The organism is Pseudomonas sp. SC3(2021) (assembly GCF_019856535.1).
Lineage (GTDB): Bacteria > Pseudomonadota > Gammaproteobacteria > Pseudomonadales > Pseudomonadaceae > Aquipseudomonas > Aquipseudomonas monsensis.
Window position 1 is genome coordinate 3993945 of sequence record NZ_CP082236.1, and the last position, 18892, is coordinate 4012836.

21 protein-coding genes are annotated in these 18892 nt (G+C 60.0%); 10 read left to right on the forward strand and 11 right to left on the reverse strand.

Annotated elements, in window-relative coordinates:
* Positions 1-7: 7 nt before the first annotated feature.
* On the reverse strand, positions 8-1102 hold the full coding sequence (ampC, locus tag K5Y35_RS17880) for a class C beta-lactamase (protein ID WP_410055931.1): 1095 nt from the start codon (positions 1100-1102) through the stop codon (positions 8-10).
* Between the two features lie 232 nt (positions 1103-1334).
* On the opposite strand from ampC, the gene K5Y35_RS17885 reads away from it, so the two are divergent.
* Entirely contained in the window at positions 1335-2207 is an 873-nt protein-coding gene (locus K5Y35_RS17885; RefSeq protein ID WP_123462290.1) for a LysR family transcriptional regulator, read from the forward strand.
* Between the two features lie 127 nt (positions 2208-2334).
* Here the strand turns inward: K5Y35_RS17885 and gudD are convergent, their stop codons facing one another.
* Positions 2335-3678: a glucarate dehydratase gene (gene gudD, locus K5Y35_RS17890; RefSeq protein WP_186748116.1), complete on the reverse strand. Its 1344-nt coding sequence runs from the start codon at positions 3676-3678 to the stop codon at positions 2335-2337.
* 24 nt (positions 3679-3702) lie between these two features.
* Positions 3703-5049, reverse strand: coding sequence for an MFS transporter (locus tag K5Y35_RS17895; protein ID WP_222832509.1), 1347 nt, complete (start codon positions 5047-5049; stop codon positions 3703-3705).
* A 366-nt stretch (positions 5050-5415) separates the two neighbouring features.
* Between K5Y35_RS17895 and K5Y35_RS17900 the strand changes: the two genes are divergently transcribed.
* Positions 5416-6129: a FadR/GntR family transcriptional regulator gene (locus K5Y35_RS17900; protein ID WP_123462293.1), complete on the forward strand. Its 714-nt coding sequence runs from the start codon at positions 5416-5418 to the stop codon at positions 6127-6129.
* 92 nt (positions 6130-6221) lie between these two features.
* Positions 6222-6452 (forward strand): hypothetical protein, encoded by a 231-nt coding sequence (locus K5Y35_RS17905; protein ID WP_128615629.1) that lies wholly within the window; start codon positions 6222-6224, stop codon positions 6450-6452.
* A gap of 209 nt (positions 6453-6661) precedes the next feature.
* Here K5Y35_RS17905 and yegQ read toward each other — a convergent pair whose 3' ends face one another.
* A complete protein-coding gene (gene yegQ, locus K5Y35_RS17910; RefSeq protein WP_123462295.1) occupies positions 6662-8005 on the reverse strand; it encodes a tRNA 5-hydroxyuridine modification protein YegQ in 1344 nt (447 codons plus the stop codon).
* 191 nt (positions 8006-8196) lie between these two features.
* Between yegQ and K5Y35_RS17915 the strand changes: the two genes are divergently transcribed.
* Positions 8197-8883 carry a cysteine hydrolase family protein gene (locus K5Y35_RS17915; RefSeq protein WP_222832510.1) on the forward strand — a complete coding sequence of 229 codons (687 nt, stop codon included), beginning with the start codon at positions 8197-8199 and terminating at the stop codon, positions 8881-8883.
* Between the two features lie 112 nt (positions 8884-8995).
* Positions 8996-10057: an AI-2E family transporter gene (locus K5Y35_RS17920; protein ID WP_123462297.1), complete on the forward strand. Its 1062-nt coding sequence runs from the start codon at positions 8996-8998 to the stop codon at positions 10055-10057.
* Here the strand turns inward: K5Y35_RS17920 and K5Y35_RS17925 are convergent.
* The 3 genes from K5Y35_RS17925 to K5Y35_RS17935 form a co-directional block, all read right to left on the reverse strand.
* On the reverse strand, positions 10054-10236 hold the full coding sequence (locus K5Y35_RS17925; protein ID WP_222832511.1) for a hypothetical protein: 183 nt from the start codon (positions 10234-10236) through the stop codon (positions 10054-10056). The two genes, K5Y35_RS17920 and K5Y35_RS17925, sit on opposite strands and share 4 nt — an antisense overlap.
* 101 nt (positions 10237-10337) lie before the next feature.
* Positions 10338-10532, reverse strand: coding sequence for a hypothetical protein (locus tag K5Y35_RS17930; RefSeq protein ID WP_123462299.1), 195 nt, complete (start codon positions 10530-10532; stop codon positions 10338-10340).
* Between the two features lie 233 nt (positions 10533-10765).
* On the reverse strand, positions 10766-11116 hold the full coding sequence (locus tag K5Y35_RS17935) for a hypothetical protein (RefSeq protein WP_093434008.1): 351 nt from the start codon (positions 11114-11116) through the stop codon (positions 10766-10768).
* Positions 11117-11372: 256 nt separating this feature from the next.
* On the opposite strand from K5Y35_RS17935, the gene K5Y35_RS17940 reads away from it, so the two are divergent.
* Complete coding sequence (locus K5Y35_RS17940; protein WP_222832512.1) at positions 11373-12191, forward strand: shikimate 5-dehydrogenase; 819 nt, start codon at positions 11373-11375, stop codon at positions 12189-12191.
* Positions 12192-12268: 77 nt separating this feature from the next.
* On the opposite strand, the gene K5Y35_RS17945 is transcribed toward K5Y35_RS17940, so the two are convergent.
* Positions 12269-12913 carry a YceH family protein gene (locus K5Y35_RS17945; RefSeq protein ID WP_123462301.1) on the reverse strand — a complete coding sequence of 215 codons (645 nt, stop codon included), beginning with the start codon at positions 12911-12913 and terminating at the stop codon, positions 12269-12271.
* A gap of 125 nt (positions 12914-13038) precedes the next feature.
* Here K5Y35_RS17945 and K5Y35_RS17950 point away from each other — a divergent pair, with 125 nt between their 5' ends.
* A complete protein-coding gene (locus K5Y35_RS17950; protein ID WP_123462302.1) occupies positions 13039-13548 on the forward strand; it encodes a DUF1993 family protein in 510 nt (169 codons plus the stop codon).
* Between the two features lie 99 nt (positions 13549-13647).
* Here the strand turns inward: K5Y35_RS17950 and sstT are convergent, their stop codons facing one another.
* Positions 13648-14880 (reverse strand): serine/threonine transporter SstT, encoded by a 1233-nt coding sequence (sstT, locus tag K5Y35_RS17955; protein WP_222832513.1) that lies wholly within the window; start codon positions 14878-14880, stop codon positions 13648-13650.
* Positions 14881-15217: 337 nt separating this feature from the next.
* On the opposite strand from sstT, the gene K5Y35_RS17960 reads away from it, so the two are divergent.
* The gene (locus K5Y35_RS17960) at positions 15218-16381 is read left to right on the forward strand and encodes an MFS transporter (RefSeq protein WP_123462304.1); all 1164 of its coding nucleotides are present in this window, start codon (positions 15218-15220) and stop codon (positions 16379-16381) included.
* On the opposite strand, the gene nhaR is transcribed toward K5Y35_RS17960, so the two are convergent.
* On the reverse strand, positions 16376-17275 hold the full coding sequence (nhaR, locus tag K5Y35_RS17965) for a transcriptional activator NhaR (RefSeq protein WP_123462305.1): 900 nt from the start codon (positions 17273-17275) through the stop codon (positions 16376-16378). The genes K5Y35_RS17960 and nhaR overlap by 6 nt on opposite strands.
* A 229-nt stretch (positions 17276-17504) precedes the next feature.
* Between nhaR and K5Y35_RS17970 the strand changes: the two genes are divergently transcribed.
* Together K5Y35_RS17970 and K5Y35_RS17975 are read left to right on the forward strand one after the other, a co-directional pair.
* Positions 17505-17747, forward strand: coding sequence for a hypothetical protein (locus K5Y35_RS17970; RefSeq protein WP_007965379.1), 243 nt, complete (start codon positions 17505-17507; stop codon positions 17745-17747).
* Positions 17748-17776: 29 nt separating this feature from the next.
* Positions 17777-18526: a TerC family protein gene (locus tag K5Y35_RS17975; RefSeq protein ID WP_123462306.1), complete on the forward strand. Its 750-nt coding sequence runs from the start codon at positions 17777-17779 to the stop codon at positions 18524-18526.
* Between the two features lie 155 nt (positions 18527-18681).
* On the opposite strand, the gene K5Y35_RS17980 is transcribed toward K5Y35_RS17975, so the two are convergent.
* Complete coding sequence (locus tag K5Y35_RS17980; RefSeq protein WP_222832514.1) at positions 18682-18849, reverse strand: hypothetical protein; 168 nt, start codon at positions 18847-18849, stop codon at positions 18682-18684.
* Between the last annotated feature and the right edge of the window lie 43 nt (positions 18850-18892).

Consider the following 18892-nt stretch of genomic DNA (forward strand, 5'->3'; position numbering starts at 1 on the left):
CTCGCGGTCAGTCAGTGACCGCGCTGAGGATTTTGTGGGCAATCTTCACCCGCTCAGGAATCGGAAAGTTCTTGTTGGCCATGATCACGATGCCAACATCCCTGGCTGGCACAAACGCCACGTAAGTCCCGAATCCACCGGTCGAGCCGGTCTTGTTGATCAGCACGTCAGCCGGTTGCGGTCGCGGTGGATTCAGCCACTGCACCTTGTGCGCTTCCATGGCCATTTCCGTCGAATTGCCCGCGAGCAAGCGATCGAGGCTGATCGGGTAGCGATACATTTCCCAACCCAGGCCCTGGGTCATATCGCCGACGGTGTAATAACCGGTGTGGGTGTTGGCGATGGTTTTTTGCAGGGACGCTTCAAGGGTTTCAGGTTTCAGGTTGGCCTGAACGTAACGCAGCATGTCCACCGCACTGGTTTTAACGCCGTAGGCTTGCGAGTCCAGCGCACCGGACGTGACGCGAACCGGTTTGTCATGCTTGTCATAGCCTTGCGCATACAGGTCCATTTGGCTGGCGGGAACGCTGAGGTAGGTGTGTTGCAGGCCCAGTTTCGGCAGCAGGGTTTGCGTCATCGCCTGATCAAAAGGCTGGCCGAGGGTTTTCGCCGCCAGATAGCCGAACAGGCCCAGGCTCGGGTTGGAGTACTGGCGATGGCTGCCGGCAGGATAGACCGGTTTCCATTGCTGGAAATAGCCGAGCATCTGCTCAGGGGAATCCGCTTCGCTCGGGAATTGCAGAGGCAAGCCGCCGGCGCTGTAGGTGCCCAGTTGCAACACACTGATGTTGTCGAAGGCACTGCCTTGGAGCGCGGGCCAGAGCGTGCTGGCCTTGGTCGCCAGGTCGAGTTTGCCGTTGGCCTGGGCGTAACCGGCGAGGGTGGCGGTGAAGGTTTTGCTCACCGAGCCAATTTCGAACAGGGTGTTTTCGCTGACTTTCTGTCCGGTATCTTTGGTGGCGACGCCGTAGTTAAAGTAATGCGCTTGGCCGTTGACCGTCAGCGCCACGGTGAGGCCGGGGATGTTCTGTTGTTGCATCACCGGTGTCACCGCCGCGTTGACCAGCGCTTGCAGTTGCGCATCGGAAGGCGGTGCGGCCATGCAGGTCGTCGCGCCAAAAAACAGTCCGAAAGTACTGTAGGAAAAGAGTTTGCCAGGGTTGATGAATGACATGAATGAACCACTCTCCATGAGTGTTGATGATGGTATCCCGCTACACTGCGGGCGATTTCCCCGTCGGGCGACTGATCAGCGCCGCCAATTTAGTCAGCACGGCGCCAATCGACAAACGACGAAAACTCGCAGCAGCCATTAGAAAAATTTGGGACTGAGCATGATTCGACCACAATTGCCGCTCAACGCGCTGCGCGCCTTTGAAGCGTCCGCACGCCATTTGAGCTTCACCCGTGCGGCCGTCGAGTTGTGCGTGACCCAGGCGGCAGTCAGTCATCAGGTGAAAAGCCTCGAAGCGCAGCTCAACGTTACCCTGTTCAAACGCCTGCCCCGCGGGCTGATGCTGACCAGCGAAGGCGAAACCCTGTTGCCGGTGCTGAACAGTTCATTCGATCGCATTGCGCAGATTCTCGAACGTCTTGCCGGTGGGCAATACCGCGAAATGCTGACGGTCGGCGCCGTCGGTACGTTCGCGGTGGGGTGGCTGTTGCCGAGGCTGGCGGACTTCCGGGCGAAACATCCGCTCATAGATTTACGGCTGTCGACCCACAACAATCGCGTGGACGTCGCTGCTGAAGGGCTGGATTACGCGATTCGCTTTGGTGCGGGGGCGTGGCATGGCATTGAAGCGACGCGGTTGCTTGATGCGCCGCTGTCGGTGTTGTGCGTGCCGGAGATCGCCCGGCAACTGCGCACGCCGGGCGATCTGTTGCAGCACACGTTGCTGCGCTCCTATCGCACCGATGAATGGCCGCAATGGTTTCACGCGGCAGGCCTGGCGACCCACGCGGCGCCACCGCAGAGCATTGTCTTTGACTCGTCGCTGGCGATGATGGAGGTGGCATTGCAGGGTAGCGGGGTGGCGCTGGCGCCGCCGCTGATGTTTGCCCGGCAACTGGCGGCCGAGACGATCTGTCAGCCGTTTGCAATCGAGATCACCACCGGGAGTTACTGGTTGACGCGGTTGCAGTCGAGGCCGGAAACGGCAGCAATGCTCGCCTTTAAAAACTGGCTGCTGCAAATCTCTGGTTAATGCAAAACCCCTGCAGGAGTGAGCCTGCTCGCGATGGCGGTGTGTCAGAGTCAACATTGATATCAACTGACACGCCGCCATCGCGAGCAGGCTCACTCCTACAGGGCGGCTGGACGACTCAAAAGCGTCAGCGCACCAGACACGGCCGCTTGTTATCGAATCGCCACCCCGGAATCAGAAACTGCATCGCCACGCTGTCATCCCGCGCGCCAAGGCCCATGCCTTTATACAGTTCGTGGGCCTTGGCCACCTGATCCATATCCAGCTCCACGCCGAGCCCCGGCTTGTTCGGCACCTGGACACAGCCGTCGACGATTTGCAGCGGTGCCTTGGTCAGGCGCTGACCGTCCTGCCAGATCCAGTGGGTGTCGATGGCCGTGATCTCGCCGGGCGCGGCAGCGGCGACGTGGGTGAACATCGCCAGAGAGATATCGAAGTGATTGTTGGAGTGCGAGCCCCAGGTCAGGCCCCACTCATGGCACATCTGCGCCACGCGCACCGAACCTTGCATGGTCCAGAAGTGCGGGTCGGCCAAGGGAATGTCCACTGACTGCAGCTGGATGGCGTGGCCCATTTCGCGCCAGTCGGTGGCAATCATGTTGGTCGCGGTTTTCAGCCCGGTGGCGCGGCGGAATTCAGCCATGACTTCGCGCCCCGAATAACCGTTTTCCGCACCGCACGGGTCTTCGGCGTAAGCCAGCACGTGGTGTTGATCGCGGCACAGGCGGATCGCTTCTTTCAAGGACCAGGCACCATTCGGATCGAGGGTGATGCGTGCATCCGGGAAGCGTTCGGCGAGGGCAGTGACCGCTTCGATTTCCGCATCGCCGCTGAGCACGCCACCCTTGAGTTTGAAGTCCTTGAAACCGTATTTCGCATGGGCCGCTTCGGCGAGGCGCACCACCGCTTCGGCGGTCATGGCGTGCTCGTGTCGCACGCGAAACCAGTCATTATCGGCATCCGGTTCGCTGCGGTAGGCGAGGTCGGTTTCGCGCTGATCACCGACATAGAACAGGTAACCGAGCATCTTCACTTCATCACGTTGCTGGCCTTCGCCAAGCAGCGCCGCAACCGGTACGTCGAGGTGCTGGCCGAGCAGATCGAGCAGGGCCGCTTCAAGACCGGTGACGGCGTGAATGGTGATGCGCAGGTCAAAAGTCTGCAGGCCGCGGCCACCGGCATCGCGGTCGGCGAAGGTCTGGCGCACTTGATTGAGGATCTTCTGATAGGTGCCGATCGGGCTGCCGACCACCAGGCTGCGCGCATCTTCCAGGGTCTGGCGAATGCGTTCGCCGCCGGGCACCTCGCCGACGCCGGTATGGCCGGCGTTGTCTTTGAGAATGACGAGGTTGCGGGTGAAGAACGGCCCGTGGGCGCCGCTCAGGTTGAGCAGCATGCCGTCGTGGCCGGCCACCGGGATGACGTGCATGTCGGTGATGATCGGGGCTTTGGCAGTGTCGTGTGCGGTCATGTTTTTATCCTTCTGATACAGCGTTCAGGCGTGCTTTGGCGCGGCCTCGGCCACGGCGAGGTCAGCAGCGGGTTTGGGCGTGGTGCGCGCAGCGAAGACGATGATCGCGGCAATGATTGAGGTCGCGGCCAAACCGTAGAGGCCGCCCTGAATCGAGCCGGTGTGTTCTTCGAGCAGGCCGAAGGTGGTCGGCGCGACGAAGCCGCCGAGGTTGCCCACCGAGTTGATCAGCGCAATCACCGCTGCGGCGATGCGAGCGTCCAGATACGCCTGGGGAATCGGCCAGAACAGCGACGAGGCGGATTTGAACCCGAGTGCCGCAAAGCAGATCGCGACGAAGGCGAAAATCGGCCCGCCGGTAGTGGACATGAACATTCCTGCGGCGGCGATCAGCAGCGCGGTGGCGACCCACGCCTGCTGGTGTTTCCACTTGGCCGAGAACGCAGCGAAGGTATACATGCCGATGATCGACAGCAGCCACGGAATCGAGTTGAACAGGCCGACCTGAAAGTCGCTCATCTCGCCCATTTTCTTGATGATGCTTGGCAGCCAGAAGGTCGCCGCATAAATGGTCAGCTGGATGAAGAAGTAGATCAGGCAGAACAGCAGGATCTGCCGGTCCTTGAGCAGTTTGCCCAGTGAAGGACGGATGGGCGTTGCGGCTTCGCGGGCCTTTTGTTCATCGTCGATGGCATTGACCAGCGCATCCTGTTCGGCGCGGGTCAGCCATTTGGCGTCGTGGGGTTTGGCGTCGAGCCAGAACCAGACAAATACACAGAGCCCGACCGAAAACATCCCCTCAATGAAGTACATCCATTGCCAGCCGTGCATGCCCAGGCCGTTGATTTGCAGGAGCAGGCCGGACAGCGGACCGGAGATCAGCGAGGCCACGGCGGAGCCGCTGAGGAAGATCGCAATCGCCTTGCCGCGCTCGACGCCGGGCAGCCAGCGGGTGAAGTAGTAGATCACCCCAGGGAAGAACCCGGCTTCGGCCACGCCGAGTAAAAAGCGCAACACATAGAAGTGGGTTTCGTTCTGGATGAACGCCATGCCGGCAGCGACCAGGCCCCAGGTGAGCATGATGCGGGTCAGCCAGATGCGTGCGCCGACTTTCTGCAGAAGCATGTTGGAAGGCACTTCGAACAGCGCGTAGCCGATGAAGAACAGACCGGCGCCGAAGCCGTAGGCGGCGGCACCAATGCCCAGATCGTGTTCCATGTGAGTGCGGACGAAACCGATGTTCACCCGGTCAATGTAATTGACGATGAACATGATCACGAAGAGCGGCAGGACGTGGCGTTTCACTTTCGAGATGGCGGACGCGAGCGTCGAATCGACGCCCTCGTGCATCCCGGAGACGGAGGTTTTCACTTGGTTTTCTCCCACTGATTATTTTTATGCGGGGTAGGGCTGGTGCTGCTTTGTTGATAGACATCATACAACCTGAAATTTTTGTCCTACAAGTGGGGCGATGCAATTAAATTTGTCTGGAGCAGGTTCTTTTTATGCTTTTTTGCTTTCTTAAGGCGTATCTATTGGGGTTTCTCGCAGTGAGTGGAGCGCTGAAGCTGCACGCTATCGTCTTTTGCTGATGTGAGCGCGCTGGTTTTTTCGCAACTTCCATAAAGATATTTGAGTGTTGTCATACAAGTGATTCGGGATTTTTAGCGCTAAAATCAACCTCGTCCCGCACTGCGCGATGCTACGATCCGCTGGCCCCGATCATCGGAACCGACCATGCAAGAAGACCTCGACGCCCCCGCCCGTAAACGCGCCCATAACCTGGCGCATGACCTGGTGGAGAAACTCACCCAGAGCATCCTGCTCGGCCAGTTGTCGCCCGGCGACAAGCTGCCGTCGGAGAACGCCATCGTTCAGGAACACGGCGTCAGTCGCACGGTGGTGCGCGAAGCGATTTCCAAATTGCAGGCGTCGGGGCTGGTGGAGACGCGGCACGGCATCGGCACCTTCGTCATTGAGCGCGCTGCCGAGCAGGGTTTGCGCCTGAATGTCGATACCGCGCTCGGTGTGCGCAGCATTCTTGAGTTGCGCATGGGCCTGGAGACGCAGGCCGCCGCGTTGGCAGCGCAACGGCGCAGTGAGCAGCAACTGCTGCAGATGCGTCAGGCGCTGGATGACTATCAGCGTCTGCTGGACAGCAACGATAGTTGCGTCGAGGCTGATCGGCGTTTTCATCTGCTGATCGCCGAGGCCACTGGCAACGTCTGCTTCAGCGAAATCATGCAGCACCTGGGCAATGCAATGATTCCGCGCAACCGGCTCAATGCTGCCGAACGCGGAGCGGCAGATCTAAGCAAGCTGGGGCAGTTGGCCAACCTCGAACACGAGGCGATCCTGAATGCGATCAAGCGTCAGGACCCCGATGCGGCACGCGCAGCGATGTGGCTGCACCTGACCAACAGCCGCGACCGCTTCAGTGCGCAGGGCTGATCGCCGCTGGTCCGTTCAATAGCACGCCGTCCGCCGGCAGGCTTCCAACCAGTACGGCCCGGATGTTCCGGACCTCCTGTGTGAGGTGTGTCATGGCGAATGATTTGCTGTTTCAGGGTGGTGTGTTGCCGACTGATCCGACCCGGCCGGTGCCCGGCACGGAGGAGCCGACATTGGCTGATCATGATGCGCCGCCGGGTATGAGCCCGGGGCGCGATCCATTGAGCGACGCCGATCGGCCGGAAGACTGGAAGGACCCGGCGGCGGACGATGATGTGCCACCGGCGGATGTTCCGACGCCGTTGTCGGATGATCGCAGGTAATAAAATCCCGGGTTTTGGTGCCGGGCTTTTTTGTCGGTGGTCAGTTGCAGTGTGTGTTGTTCATGCCGGCCTCATCGCAGGCAGCCCGCTCCCACAGTGGTGTCATGGAATTTGGTGTTCGACACCTACCCTGTGCGAGCTGGCTTGCCAGCGATGGCGGCGGCAATGCCGCTGAAGATCAGTGCCCCCCGACAGGGTAGTGCATGCCCTCATACGGGGTTCGTAGCTACATCCCGCATCAGCAACCCAAAGCGCAAATCCACCGCATCCGGAATCGGCAGGTACACCGTGTGCCCGTCCCCCGGCGCAACTTCGATCGCTTCCCCCTTGGCGTTCTGCAACTGGTGCAGATCAAAGTGGAAATTGCCCTTGGGCGTCATCAATTCCAGATGGTCGCCCAGTGCAAAGCGGTTCTTCACCTTGACCTCGGCCAGCCGGTCGCGGCGTTCGCCGGTCAGTTCGCCAACGAATTGCTGACGTTCCGACACCGAACTGCCGTGCTGATAGTTCTGGTATTCGTCGTGCACATGCCGGCGCAGGAAGCCCTCGGTGTAGCCGCGCTGCGCCAGTGATTCCAGATCGCTCATCAGGCTGCGATCGAATTCGCGCCCGGCGACTGCATCGTCGATCGCCCGGCGATAGACCTGCGTGGTGCGTGCGCAATAGAAGTGCGACTTGGTGCGACCTTCGATCTTCAGCGAGTGCACGCCCATGCGGGTCAGGCGCTCGACGTGCTGGACGGCGCGCAGGTCCTTGGCGTTCATGATGTAGGTGCCGTGCTCGTCTTCAAACGCGGGCATCAACTCATCTGGGCGATTGGCTTCCTGCAGCAGGAACACCTGATCGGTCGGCGCGCCGATGCCCAGGGTCGGCTCGGGCTGGAAGGTCTGGACGATGTCGCCGAGCTGGTTTTCCGTGGCTTCCTGCGCCGAGTATTTCCAGCGGCAGGCGTTGGTGCAGGTGCCCTGATTGGCGTCGCGCTTGTTCATGTAGCCCGACAGCAGGCAGCGCCCGGAGTAGGCCATGCACAGTGCGCCGTGGACGAACACCTCCAGTTCCATGCCCGGCACCTGCTCGCGGATTTCACCGATTTCCTCCAGCGACAGTTCCCGCGAGAGGATGATCCGGCTCAGCCCTTGTTGCTGCCAGAACTCGACGCTCGCCCAGTTCACGGTGTTGGCTTGCACCGACAGATGAATCGGCATCTGCGGAAAATGGCGGCGTACCAGCATGATCAGGCCCGGGTCGGACATGATCAGTGCGTCCGGCGCCATCTCGATCACGGGCGCCAGATCCTTGAGGAAAGTCTTCAGCTTGGCGTTGTGCGGCGCGATGTTGACCACCACATAGAAGCGCTTGCCTTGTGCCTGTGCCTCGCGAATCCCCAACGCCAGGTTGGCGTGGTCGAATTCGTTGTTGCGCACCCGCAGGCTGTAACGCGGCTGACCGGCATACACCGCATCGGCTCCGTAGGCGAAGGCGTAACGCATGTTTTTCAGGGTGCCGGCGGGGGCGAGCAATTCCGGGGCGGTGAGGGCTTGGGTGAGAGTCATGGCGGCGTCGATGGCAAAAGCGCGGCAGCGTAAGGCGGATGTCCGCGCGGGTTATTGATCTGGATCTATGTTTCGGCGCGTTGCGCCGATCTGTGCAAAAGCAGCACAGATGATGTGCTGCTTGTCGTGTTTTCTGCCCGGCGGCGAGTGCTTAACCTTTGCCCATCATTCAATCGAGCAAGGACATTCCCATGCAGCGCTTCACCCGCCGTTTCCTCAGTGCCTGTGCATTTTCCGGGGTGCTGGCCAGCACTGGCGCAGTTGCCGACAGTCAGCCGACCCTTCGGGCGATGTCCGGCGCGACTCCGCTCAGCCAATTGCCCGCCGGCAAAACCGCCTTGCTGGTGATCGATTTCCAGAACGAATACTTCAGCGGCAGGCTGCCGATCCCGGACGGTGCTACTGCACTGGCGAAAACCCGTGAACTGATCACTTTCGCCGACCGCCACCACATTCCGGTGTACCACGTGCAGCACGTTGCGCCGGCCGGTTCGTCGGTGTTTGCCAGCGATGGCGATACGGTGAAGTTTCACCGGGACATGCAGCCACGGGCGCAAGACGTCGTGCTGCAAAAGAACACCGTCAGCGTATTTGCCAGCACCGATCTGAACCAGCGCCTGAAAACCTCCGGCATCGACACGCTGATCGTCTCGGGCCTGATGACTCACGCCTGTGTGGCTGGAGCCGCGCGGGATGCAGTGCCGCTCGGTTACAGCGTGATTGTCGCCGCCGATGCCTCGGCAACCCGCGCCATTACCCGTGCCAATGGCGCGGCCATCGACAAGGACTCCCTGCACAAGGCTGCGCTGGCGGAAATCGAGGACACGTTCGGCGATGTCTTGAGCACCGGACAAATCGTCCGTTTGCCGGTTCGATAAGCGGGCTCAGGCTGATCCGCAACTATGCTCCATGAATAAAGATGGCACTCGTGCAGGCCCCGATTGACTAAGGTTCGGGGCGTGCATGACGCCTGACTGACATGGATCGGACATGAACCAAAAAAACCTTCAATTCAAATCCCTCACCGTGCTGCTGTTGCTGGTCACGGTGGCGTTTATCTGGATCCTGCTGCCGTTTTATGGCGCGGTGTTCTGGGCGGTGATCCTCGGCATCCTGTTTGCGCCGATGCAACGCCGGTTACAGCAGAAATTCGGCTGGCAACGCAACCTGACTGCTTTGTGCACCCTGGGCATTTGCCTGATCATTGCGATTCTGCCGGTCATCATCCTCAGCGTGTTATTGGTCCAGGAAGGCGCGACGCTGTACAACAACATCGAAAGCGGCCAACTGGACATCGGCGCCTATCTGGCGCAGTTCAAACACAGTCTGCCGCCTTACTTTCAGCATTTGCTTGATCGCTTCGGCATGGGCGAACTCAACGGTCTGCGCGAGAAAATCGTCAAGGCGTCGATGCAGGGCAGTCAGGTACTGGCCACTCAGGCCTTCAGTTTCGGTCAGGGCACGTTCGAGTTCGTGGTCAGCTTCGGCATCATGCTGTACCTGCTGTTTTTCTTTCTGCGCGATGGCGCCGAGCTGGTGCGCAAGGTGCGTACGGCCGTACCGCTGGAAGAGAGTCACAAACGGCGTTTGCAGTTGAAGTTCAACCGGGTAGTGCGCGCAACGGTGAAGGGCAACCTGGTGGTAGCGGTCACTCAGGGCGCATTGGGCGGGGCGATTTTCTGGTTTCTCGACATCCCCAGCGCACTGCTGTGGGCCGTGCTGATGGGCTTTCTGTCGCTGTTGCCGGCGGTGGGGGCGGGGATTGTCTGGGCGCCGGTGGCGGTGTATTTCCTGCTCAGCGGGATGATTTGGCAAGGCGTGGTGTTGGCGTTGTTCGGGGTGTTTGTGATCGGCTTGGTCGACAACGTGCTGCGCCCGATTCTGGTGGGCAAGGACACGCGTATGCCCGATTACTTGATCCTGATCTCGACCCTTGGTGGCCTCGCGGTGTTCGGCCTCAACGGCTTTGTCATTGGCCCGTTGATCGCGGCCCTGTTCATGTCCAGTTGGGCGCTGTTCATCGAGACCAAACCGAAAGTCCAGCTGCCTTAGGCTTGAAACGGCTCGCCAATGATTTTCTGCGACAAGGCCTGCGCCGCCGGCAACGAGGTGAGCGGGCCGCTGATCGGCTCGCCATCGCGCACCAGATACCAGCAGGCGAGCAGGCCCGACGCTCTGAGCGCGGCGGGAACGGCGCTGCCGATAACGGACATGATTTGAACCTGAGCCATGACAAGGACCTCCATCAAACGATGGGGCTACCTTAGGGATTCAACGGTTGCAGGGACAATCAACGCTTTCGATAGTAGTCATTGATGCCGTTGAGGGCTAATCAATCGACCACTTGATCGAGCATGTGCATGACCTCGCGCTCGTTGAGCAAGCCCTTGTGCACGAGGTTCTCCGTCAGTAGCGAGAGAAACTTGGCACAACGGTGACCTTCCAGGTGCTTGAGCTCGGTCAGGGCGCTGTACACCTTGCTGGAGGTGCAGAGGCCGACAATGCGGTGCGGGTTTTGTGTAGGCATGTAATCGTCCTTGTTCTTATCAACCTGTTGTTTGCGGACGGATTCAGATTGCGGTTCCGTCATGACAAAAAGATGACCGTTGTGTGCAAAAGACCATAACGCTCGCAACCATCATGCCGACTTTAGCGGGTGAGACTGTCTCCACAGCGACCTTGGCGAGATTTTTTCAGACCCTGGCCGACCGGCGGTCATAAAAAAGCCCCGCTCTATAAAGCGGGGCTCTTTGTTTTCGGTTACCAGCGTGGGCCACCGTAATAGTGCGGGCGACCGTAATAACCACGCGGCGGGCCGTAATACACCGGAGCCGGTTGCACGTACACCGGTTGTTGCACATACACCGGCGCTGGCTGGTAGTAGACCGGTGGCGGTGGTTGCTGCACATAGACCGGTGGCGGCGCATAGACCGGCGCCTGTTGCACGTAAACCGGGCGATCCTGGTTGATAAGCGCCGAACCGATGATGGCCGAGCCGACGATTGCGCCAAACACTGCCGGCCCCTGCCAGCCACCGCCATGGGCTTCTGCTTGCCCTGTGACAGCAAAGGCACCGATCAGCAGGGCGACGATAGGGAGTTTACGAATCATGATAATTCCTCGGTTCTTCAACCCGGCATCGGGGCCTGCACCAGGCCCACAGTTGTCGCGGGGATATCTCTAAGACAGCGAAATCCGGAAAATCAGCACAGCCGCTGGGTAAATTTTGTGTAAGGTCTGTACCGGCTTCTTTACTGGGCCATGCGCTGGCCGCGGCACACGTTTAAAACAGGCCGCTATGATCGTTCAGAACCTGATGGGCTGGCTAATCCCGTCCATCCGAAAGTGCGTTTGAAGGAGAGATTTCATGCAGATGAACCCGAACAAAGACACCCAGCTGTGCATGTCCCTGTCCGGCCGGCCGGGGAATTTCGGTCTGCGTTTTCATAATCATTTGTATGAGCAGTTGGGCTTGAACTTCTACTACAAGGCGTTCAGCAGCCAGGACCTGCCCGGCGCAGTCGGCGGCATTCGCGCCTTGGGCATTCGCGGTTGCGGCGTGTCGATGCCGTTCAAGGAAGCCTGCATCGCATTGGTCGATGAGCTGGACGCGTCGGCGGCGGCGATCCAGTCGATCAACACCATCGTCAACACCCAGGGTCATCTCAAGGCCTACAACACCGATTACATTGCGGTTGCGCAACTGTTGGAAACCCACGCCGTGCCCAAGGATTCGACTTTTGCCTTGCGCGGCAGTGGCGGCATGGGCAAAGCGGTGGCCAGTGCCTTGCGCGACGGTGGCTATAAAAACGGCTTGATCGTCGCCCGTAACGAGCGCGCCGGGCGGGCACTGGCCGAGTCGCTGGGCTATCGCTGGCAAGCCGAACTGGGCGATGAGCGCCCGCAGATGCTGATCAATGTCACGCCAGTGGGGATGGATGGCGGGCCGGAGGCGGGGCAACTGGCGTTCGAACCTGAAGTGATCAACGCGGCGGACACGGTGTTCGATGTGGTGGCGATCCCGTCAGAAACGCCGCTGATCGTGCGTGCTCGCGCTGAAGGCAAGCGGGTGATTACCGGGCTGGAAGTGATTGCGATCCAGGCGCTGGAGCAATTTGTGCTGTACACCGGGGTGCGGCCGACGGAGGAGCAGTTTGCGGCGGCGGTGAATTTCGCACGGAGCTGATTGTTTCGCTGAGCGAGCGGGCCTGATCGCCAGCAGGCGGTGGGAGCGGGCTCGCTCCCACCGTAAAACTGCTGTGTTTATTCGAGGCGTGCCAGGCGTTCTTCCAGCGCAGCAATCCGCGCTTCCAGCTCTTCGATGCGTTCTACGGAAACGCCTGTGCCCGCACGTTCCTGCGGATTCTGCCGCGCGGCCATGATCGCCTCGATGTCTGCCGGATCGCCCAGCGCATGGGTGTAACGGTCTTCGCGCTGCCCGGCCTGACGCGGGATCAGCACCGCCAGTCCGCGTGCGATCAGGCGCTCGAGCTGGTGCACCACTTGCTCGGCATCTTCAAAGTCATGCATGCGGCCACTGCGTGTCAGCAGCTCATTGACGGTTTGCGGGCCACGCAGAAACATCAGTCCGCTGAGCACCACCTGGGCTGGCACCAGTTCCAGCGCCTTGTCGACCTTGTGCTCCCAACGGTCGGCACGACTGCCCATCACCAGCTTGGCGAAACCACGGCCCTCAAGGGCACGCAGGCTCTGGCCGACCTGACCCTGGGTCAGGTTCATCACCGGTTCACGGCTGGTTTTCTGGTTGCACGCGAGTACCAGCGCATTGAGCGTCAGCGGATAGGTTTCCGGGCTGGTCGCCTGTTTCTCGATCAGCGCACCGAGAATGCGGATTTCCGTGGCGTTGAGCCGTGGCTCGTCGAAGGTTGCTTCAAGTTCTGTGGTCATCGCGCGTTCCCTCTGCAGTCGAAGGCGCCTAGCCTAATCCTTGCCAAACAAAAGGCAAGCCGTGCGGTCATCAAGCATGGCTATAATCGCCTCCACGTTCCACCCAGCCACCACACGAGACTGTCATGACCATTTCCCTGTACGCCGCATCTGTCCCGGTTTTTCAACAAATGCTCAACGCCATGAGCGATGTGCTGAAGAAGGCTGAAGCCCACGCCACCGAGAAAAACATCGACCCGAACGCCTTCCTGCAGGCACGCCTGTACCCGGACATGTTTCCGCTGATCCGTCAGGTCCAGATCGCCGTCGATTTCGCCAAAGGCGTTTCCGCGCGTCTGGCCGAAGTCGAGTTGCCGAAGTACGACGACAGCGAAACCACCTTCGCCGAGCTGCAAGCGCTGATCGCCAAGGTTCTGGCCTTCATCGGCGAGATCAAGCCTGAGCAGATCAATGGCAAGGAAGGCATCGAGATCGTGACCCGTCCGGGCACGCCGAAAGAGAAGCGCTTCAGCGGTCAGGCTTATCTGCTGACCTACGGCCTGCCGCAGTTCTTCTTCCACGTCACCACCACCTACGCACTGCTGCGTCACAACGGTGTTGAAGTGGGTAAACGCGATTACATGGGCGCGTTCTAAAACACCCGGCAACAAAAAAGCCCGCCAAGGTTTGCGCCTTGGCGGGCTTTTTGTTTTTCTGGGTGGGAGCGAGCCTGCTCGCTCCTGCAAGGTCGGGTGTCAGGCGGTGCGTTGGGCTTTCGCTTCTTCGCCCAGGCACGCTGCTGCGGTAAACAGTACGTCGGTAGACGAATTCAACGCCGTCTCCGCCGAATCCTGCAGCACGCCAATGATGAAGCCCACTGCCACTACCTGCATGGCAATCTCGCTCGGGATACCGAACAGGCTGCACGCCAGGGGGATCAACAGCAGCGAACCGCCGGCCACACCCGAAGCGCCGCACGCGCAGATCGCCGCGACGACGCTGAGCAGGATTGCGGTCGGAATGTCTACGGCAATGCCGAGGGTGTGCACGGCCGCCAGGGACAGCACAGTGATGGTGATCGCCGCACCGGCCATGTTGATGGTCGCGCCCAGCGGGATCGACACCGAATAGGTGTCTTCATGCAGGCCCAGGCGCTTGCTCAGCTCCAGGTTGACCGGAATGTTCGCCGCCGAACTGCGGGTGAAGAACGCGGTGATGCCGCTTTCGCGCAGGCACTTGAAGGTCAGCGGATACGGGTTGCGACGCAGCTTCCAGAACACGATCAGCGGGTTCATCACCAGCGCCACGAACAGCATGCAACCGAGCAGCACCGCCAGCAGGTGCGCATAGCCGATCAGCGCGCCGAAACCGGAGGTGGCGAGGGTCGACGCCACCAGCCCGAAAATACCCAGCGGTGCAAAACGAATCACCACGCGCACGATCAGGGTCACGCCGTTCGACAGGTCGCCGAGCACTTCACGGGTGGTGTCGCCGGCATGGCGAATCGCGACGCCCATGCCGATCGCCCAGGCCAGAATGCCGATGAAGTTGGCGTTGATCAGCGCGTTGACCGGGTTATCCACCACGCTCAGCAACAGGCTTTGCAGCACTTCGCCAATGCCGCCCGGTGCGGTCACCGAAACGTTATCGGTGGACAGCACCAGATGCGAGGGAAAGGTCATGCTGGCAATCACCGCCACAACGGCTGCCGCGAAGGTGCCCAGCAGGTACAGGAACAGAATCGGCCGGATATGGGTTTCCTGGCCGTGCTTGTGGTTGGCGATCGAGGCCATCACCAGCACGAATACCAGAATCGGTGCCACGGCTTTCAGCGCCGAAACAAACACTTTGCCGATAAACGCAGTGCTTTTCGCCGCTTCCGGGGCGAACAGCGCCAGGGCGATACCGGCGATCAGGCCGATCAGGATCTGCGTGACCAGGCTCAGGTTCTTGAGGCGTTGCAGGAAAGAAGGGGATGAAGCGGTCATAACGGCATCTCTGATTTTTTATAGGGGTGCAAGGTGCATGAGGGTAGCGTTAAAGCGGGGGCAGGCCACCGTCATGCCGCGAACGTGCTGATGCGATATCAACGCTAATAAACTCGGCGTTGAACAAGCTGTACGTTTTTCAGGGCGCGGACTTTATCACAGCGCAGGCCTTATCCTTCAGGCCTGTGACGATCTGCCACCGATCATGTCGGCAAGATCGACAGGTTTGTGCAAGTCAGTGCGGACACTCTCTGTTAAGATTCTCCATCCTCATTTTCAAACTCTGCCAGCGGACCTCCGGGTCAACGCTGGTGTCGTCGTTTTGCTGGAGTTGCGCATGCTGTTGCCCATTCTTCTGTTGTCCGCCGCCGGTTTCACGGTGCTGACCACGGAATTCGTTATCGTCGGCCTGCTGCCGGCGATTGCCCGAGACCTTGAAGTCACCATCCCGCAGGCCGGATTGCTGGTCACTCTATTCGCTTTTACGGTCGCGATGTTCGGGCCATTCCTTACTGCGTATTTCGCCCGATTCGAGCGCCGCCGGCTGTTTATCACCATCCTGATCATGTTCGGTCTGGCCAATACCGTGGCCGCGCTGGCGCCGAATATCTGGGTCATGGCGATTGCCCGGTTGATCCCGGCACTGGGGCTGCCGGTGTTCTGGGCGCTGGCCAGTGAAACGGCGGTGGACATTGTCGGGCCGGATTACGCCGGTCGCGCCATCGCCAAGATCGGCTTCGGGATTGTCTGTGCCACGGTGTTCGGCATTCCGGTCGGTACGCTGATTTCCGATGCGTTCGGCTGGCGCAGTGCTTTTGGCATTCTGGCGGTGATCGCCTTTGCCAAGGCCTTGCTGTTGTTTGTTTACCTGCCCAAGACCAGCCTGCACCAGCATCAGGTCAGTTTCCGCTCGCAGTTCAAGATCCTGCGCAGTCCGTTGATGATCGGGCACATCCTGCTGTCGATCCTGGTGTTTAGCGGCATGTTTACTGCTTATACGTATCTGGCGGACATCCTTGAACGCCTGGCCGGTTTCAATGGCACCGTGGTCGGCTGGTGCCTGATGGGCTTCGGTGCGGTCGGCTTGATCGGCAACTCGCTGGGTGGCCGTGCGGTGGATCGTCATCCGCTCGGGGCGTCGGTGTTGTTCTGCGCGTTCATGATTGCCGGCATGGTGTCGCTGGTGCCGAACATCCATTCGCCGCTGGGCCTGGCGGTGGCAATGGGGATCTGGGGCGTGACTCAGGCTGCGTTGTTCCTGGTCAGCCATGTGCGCCTGATGAAAGCCGCACCGGAAGCGCCCGCGTTTGCCGCTTCGTTGAACATCGCCGGGGCCAACCTGGGGATCGGCCTGGGCGCGATGATCGGTGGACGGGTGATTGACAGTGCCGGTCTGGGCTTCCTCGGGTTCGCCGCCGCCGGGTTCATCCTGCTGTCGGTGTTCCTCGCCATGGTGCTGATGACCCTCAAGCCGCGCGACGCCTGCGCGCAAGCGTCATAACGCGGTAAACAGCTCGCGTCGGGCACCTTCGGTAATCGCCACAATGCCGGGGTGCTTGACCTTGCGTTCTACCGAAATCGCGTAGAACGACTCGGTCACCGCGTCCGTCTGGCCAATCAATTCCACGCCGTACTGGCGCTTCACTTCATCGGCAATCACGCTCGGGCCGATAAAAATCCCGCTGCCGGACTGGCCGAACGCCTGCATCAAGGCGCTGTCATCGAATTCGCCGACGATTTGCGGCTGGATCTGCTGCTCGGCGAACCAGCGCTGCAAACGGCTGCGCACCACGGTTTCCGCTCCGGGAATCAACAAGGGTGCGCCGTGGAGGCTGCGCGGGAAGTCTTGTCCGTATTGAGCCGCCAGCTGCGCGGTGGCGAAGAAACTGATCCCGCATTCACCGAGTTTCTGACTGTAGCCCTTGATGTCGAGGTGCGAAGGCATCGGGCTGTCGGAGATCACCAGATCCAGGCGCTGGATCGCCAGGTCCGCCAGCAAACGTTCGAGTTTGTCTTCGCGGCAGGTGATGCGCAGCGGCTCGTTCAGCTCCATGGTCGGCGCGATCAGCCGGTAGACGATGGACTTGGGCACCACGTCTGCCACACCGACCCGAAACAGGATCTGCTGTTCATTGGGTTGCGCGCGCAGCATCAGTTCCAGCTCACCGCCGAGCTGGAACATCTGCTCGGCGTAGGGCAGGGCCTGGCGCCCGGCTTCGGTCAGTTCAAGTTGCCGGCCGACCCGTCGGAACAACTCTATGCCGTAGGTTTGTTCAAGCAGCGAAATCTGCCCGCTGATGGTCTGTGGCGTCAGGTTCAGCTGTTCGCAGGCGCGCACGATGCTGCCGGTCTTGGCGACCACCCAGAAATAATGCAGTTGTCGGTAATTGAGCATAAGCCCGCAGTCCTTGTGTAGGTGCTGCCGGAGGCTGTGATCTTTTGATCCTGTTTTTCAAGAAGCAAAGATCGCAGCCTGCGGCAGCTCCTGCATGAATGTTTGGGTTCGTGAAAACCGAAGTATAGCCGCTAAAAATACGAATTTTCCTGAAGTGTTCGCTTGCCTAGAATGCCCAGCCATCGACGGCCGGTCTGCGACCCTGTCTGTTCATTCGAAGGAAAGCCCAATGAAATACACAATCCCTGCGTTGATGTTTACGTCTTTACTGCTCATGGCCGGTTGCGATCAGGCGGAAAAGAGCGCCCAGCAGTTGATGGGCAAAGCCGCCGAAAGCGCCAAGCAGGCCATCGACGACACCCACAAGGCCGCCGAACAAGCGCTGAGTGACGCCACGGGCGGGTTGATCGAGAAAAAAGAAACGCCGGAAAAAGACGCGGAAAAATCCGAATCTTCCTCCAAGACCATTTAAACCGTCGTACAACGAGTCAGGACTGACCCATGGAATATCTATTAGAACTCGCCGCCAGCCCTGCCGCCTGGGTTGCTTTGGCCACACTGGTGGTGATGGAGATCGTGCTCGGCATCGATAACCTGATCTTTATCTCGATCCTGACCAACAAACTGCCCGAGCAGCATCGGCAGAAAGCCCGTCGCATCGGTATCGGCATGGCGTTGATTCTGCGTCTGGCCCTGTTGAGCACCATCGCCTTTATCGTGCAGTTGACCGCCCCTGTGATTGAAATCATGGGCCAGGCATTCTCCTGGAAGGACATGATCCTGATTGCCGGTGGTCTGTTCCTGGTGTGGAAAGCCACGACCGAGATCCATCACAGCATGGACCCGGCGCCGGAAGACCCGAAAACCGCGACATCGACCGTGACTCTGGGTTTTGCTGCCGCCATCGGTCAGATCTTGATGCTGGACATGGTGTTCTCCATCGACAGCATCATTACTGCGGTGGGCATGACTGAGCACTTGCCGATCATGGTGATCGCGGTGGTGGTCTCGGTGCTGGTGATGCTGTTCGCGGCTGAGCCTCTGGCCAAGTTCATCAACGACAACCCGACGGTGGTGATGCTGGCCCTGGGCTTCCTGATCATGATCGGCATGACGCTGATCGCCGAAGGCTTCGGCGCCCACGTACCGAAAGGTTATGTGTATGCGGCGATGGCGTTCTCGGCAGCGATTGAAGTGCTGAACATGCTGTCGCGCCGGACGAAGCAGAAGAAGCTCGCTCAGCAGGCTTAATCGGCAACCAAGTAAAAAGGCCGGCTGGACTCCTGGAGTCCAGCCGGCCTTTTGCTTTATGCAGGAACTGCCGAAGGCTGCGATCTTTTGACGTTCATGATCAATGGATCGCAGTCTGCGGCAGCGCTTGCATCGGGTTTATGTCAAACGACCTGTCAGTGCGCAGTCGCGTGGCGCACGCGTTGTTTTTCCGGTTTGTGAATCGGCGCCAAATCGACAGGATGATGGTGGCGCCGGGCAATACGCAGCACGCCCCACAGCATGGCGGTGGCAACGGCCAGCCAGCCGGCAATCAACATCACGATGGTCATGGTCAGGCTCATCAGTGCCTCCTCTTCGCCCTGCATCGGGCGCACACTTATTCAA

What these genes read in the sequence shown, in the direction of transcription:
- ampC (WP_410055931.1), bottom strand. Translation starts at nt 1,102, where the DNA reads ATGGCCGCACCGCCTTCCGATGCGCAACTGCAAGCGCTGGTCAACGCG.
- K5Y35_RS17885 (WP_123462290.1), top strand. Translation starts at nt 1,335, where the DNA reads ATGATTCGACCACAATTGCCGCTCAACGCGCTGCGCGCCTTTGAAGCG.
- gudD (WP_186748116.1), bottom strand. Translation starts at nt 3,678, where the DNA reads ATGACCGCACACGACACTGCCAAAGCCCCGATCATCACCGACATGCAC.
- K5Y35_RS17900 (WP_123462293.1), top strand. Translation starts at nt 5,416, where the DNA reads ATGCAAGAAGACCTCGACGCCCCCGCCCGTAAACGCGCCCATAACCTG.
- K5Y35_RS17905 (WP_128615629.1), top strand. Translation starts at nt 6,222, where the DNA reads ATGGCGAATGATTTGCTGTTTCAGGGTGGTGTGTTGCCGACTGATCCG.
- yegQ (WP_123462295.1), bottom strand. Translation starts at nt 8,005, where the DNA reads ATGACTCTCACCCAAGCCCTCACCGCCCCGGAATTGCTCGCCCCCGCC.
- K5Y35_RS17915 (WP_222832510.1), top strand. Translation starts at nt 8,197, where the DNA reads ATGCAGCGCTTCACCCGCCGTTTCCTCAGTGCCTGTGCATTTTCCGGG.
- K5Y35_RS17920 (WP_123462297.1), top strand. Translation starts at nt 8,996, where the DNA reads ATGAACCAAAAAAACCTTCAATTCAAATCCCTCACCGTGCTGCTGTTG.
- K5Y35_RS17925 (WP_222832511.1), bottom strand. Translation starts at nt 10,236, where the DNA reads ATGGCTCAGGTTCAAATCATGTCCGTTATCGGCAGCGCCGTTCCCGCC.
- K5Y35_RS17930 (WP_123462299.1), bottom strand. Translation starts at nt 10,532, where the DNA reads ATGCCTACACAAAACCCGCACCGCATTGTCGGCCTCTGCACCTCCAGC.
- K5Y35_RS17935 (WP_093434008.1), bottom strand. Translation starts at nt 11,116, where the DNA reads ATGATTCGTAAACTCCCTATCGTCGCCCTGCTGATCGGTGCCTTTGCT.
- K5Y35_RS17940 (WP_222832512.1), top strand. Translation starts at nt 11,373, where the DNA reads ATGCAGATGAACCCGAACAAAGACACCCAGCTGTGCATGTCCCTGTCC.
- K5Y35_RS17945 (WP_123462301.1), bottom strand. Translation starts at nt 12,913, where the DNA reads ATGACCACAGAACTTGAAGCAACCTTCGACGAGCCACGGCTCAACGCC.
- K5Y35_RS17950 (WP_123462302.1), top strand. Translation starts at nt 13,039, where the DNA reads ATGACCATTTCCCTGTACGCCGCATCTGTCCCGGTTTTTCAACAAATG.
- sstT (WP_222832513.1), bottom strand. Translation starts at nt 14,880, where the DNA reads ATGACCGCTTCATCCCCTTCTTTCCTGCAACGCCTCAAGAACCTGAGC.
- K5Y35_RS17960 (WP_123462304.1), top strand. Translation starts at nt 15,218, where the DNA reads ATGCTGTTGCCCATTCTTCTGTTGTCCGCCGCCGGTTTCACGGTGCTG.
- nhaR (WP_123462305.1), bottom strand. Translation starts at nt 17,275, where the DNA reads ATGCTCAATTACCGACAACTGCATTATTTCTGGGTGGTCGCCAAGACC.
- K5Y35_RS17970 (WP_007965379.1), top strand. Translation starts at nt 17,505, where the DNA reads ATGAAATACACAATCCCTGCGTTGATGTTTACGTCTTTACTGCTCATG.
- K5Y35_RS17975 (WP_123462306.1), top strand. Translation starts at nt 17,777, where the DNA reads ATGGAATATCTATTAGAACTCGCCGCCAGCCCTGCCGCCTGGGTTGCT.
- K5Y35_RS17980 (WP_222832514.1), bottom strand. Translation starts at nt 18,849, where the DNA reads ATGAGCCTGACCATGACCATCGTGATGTTGATTGCCGGCTGGCTGGCC.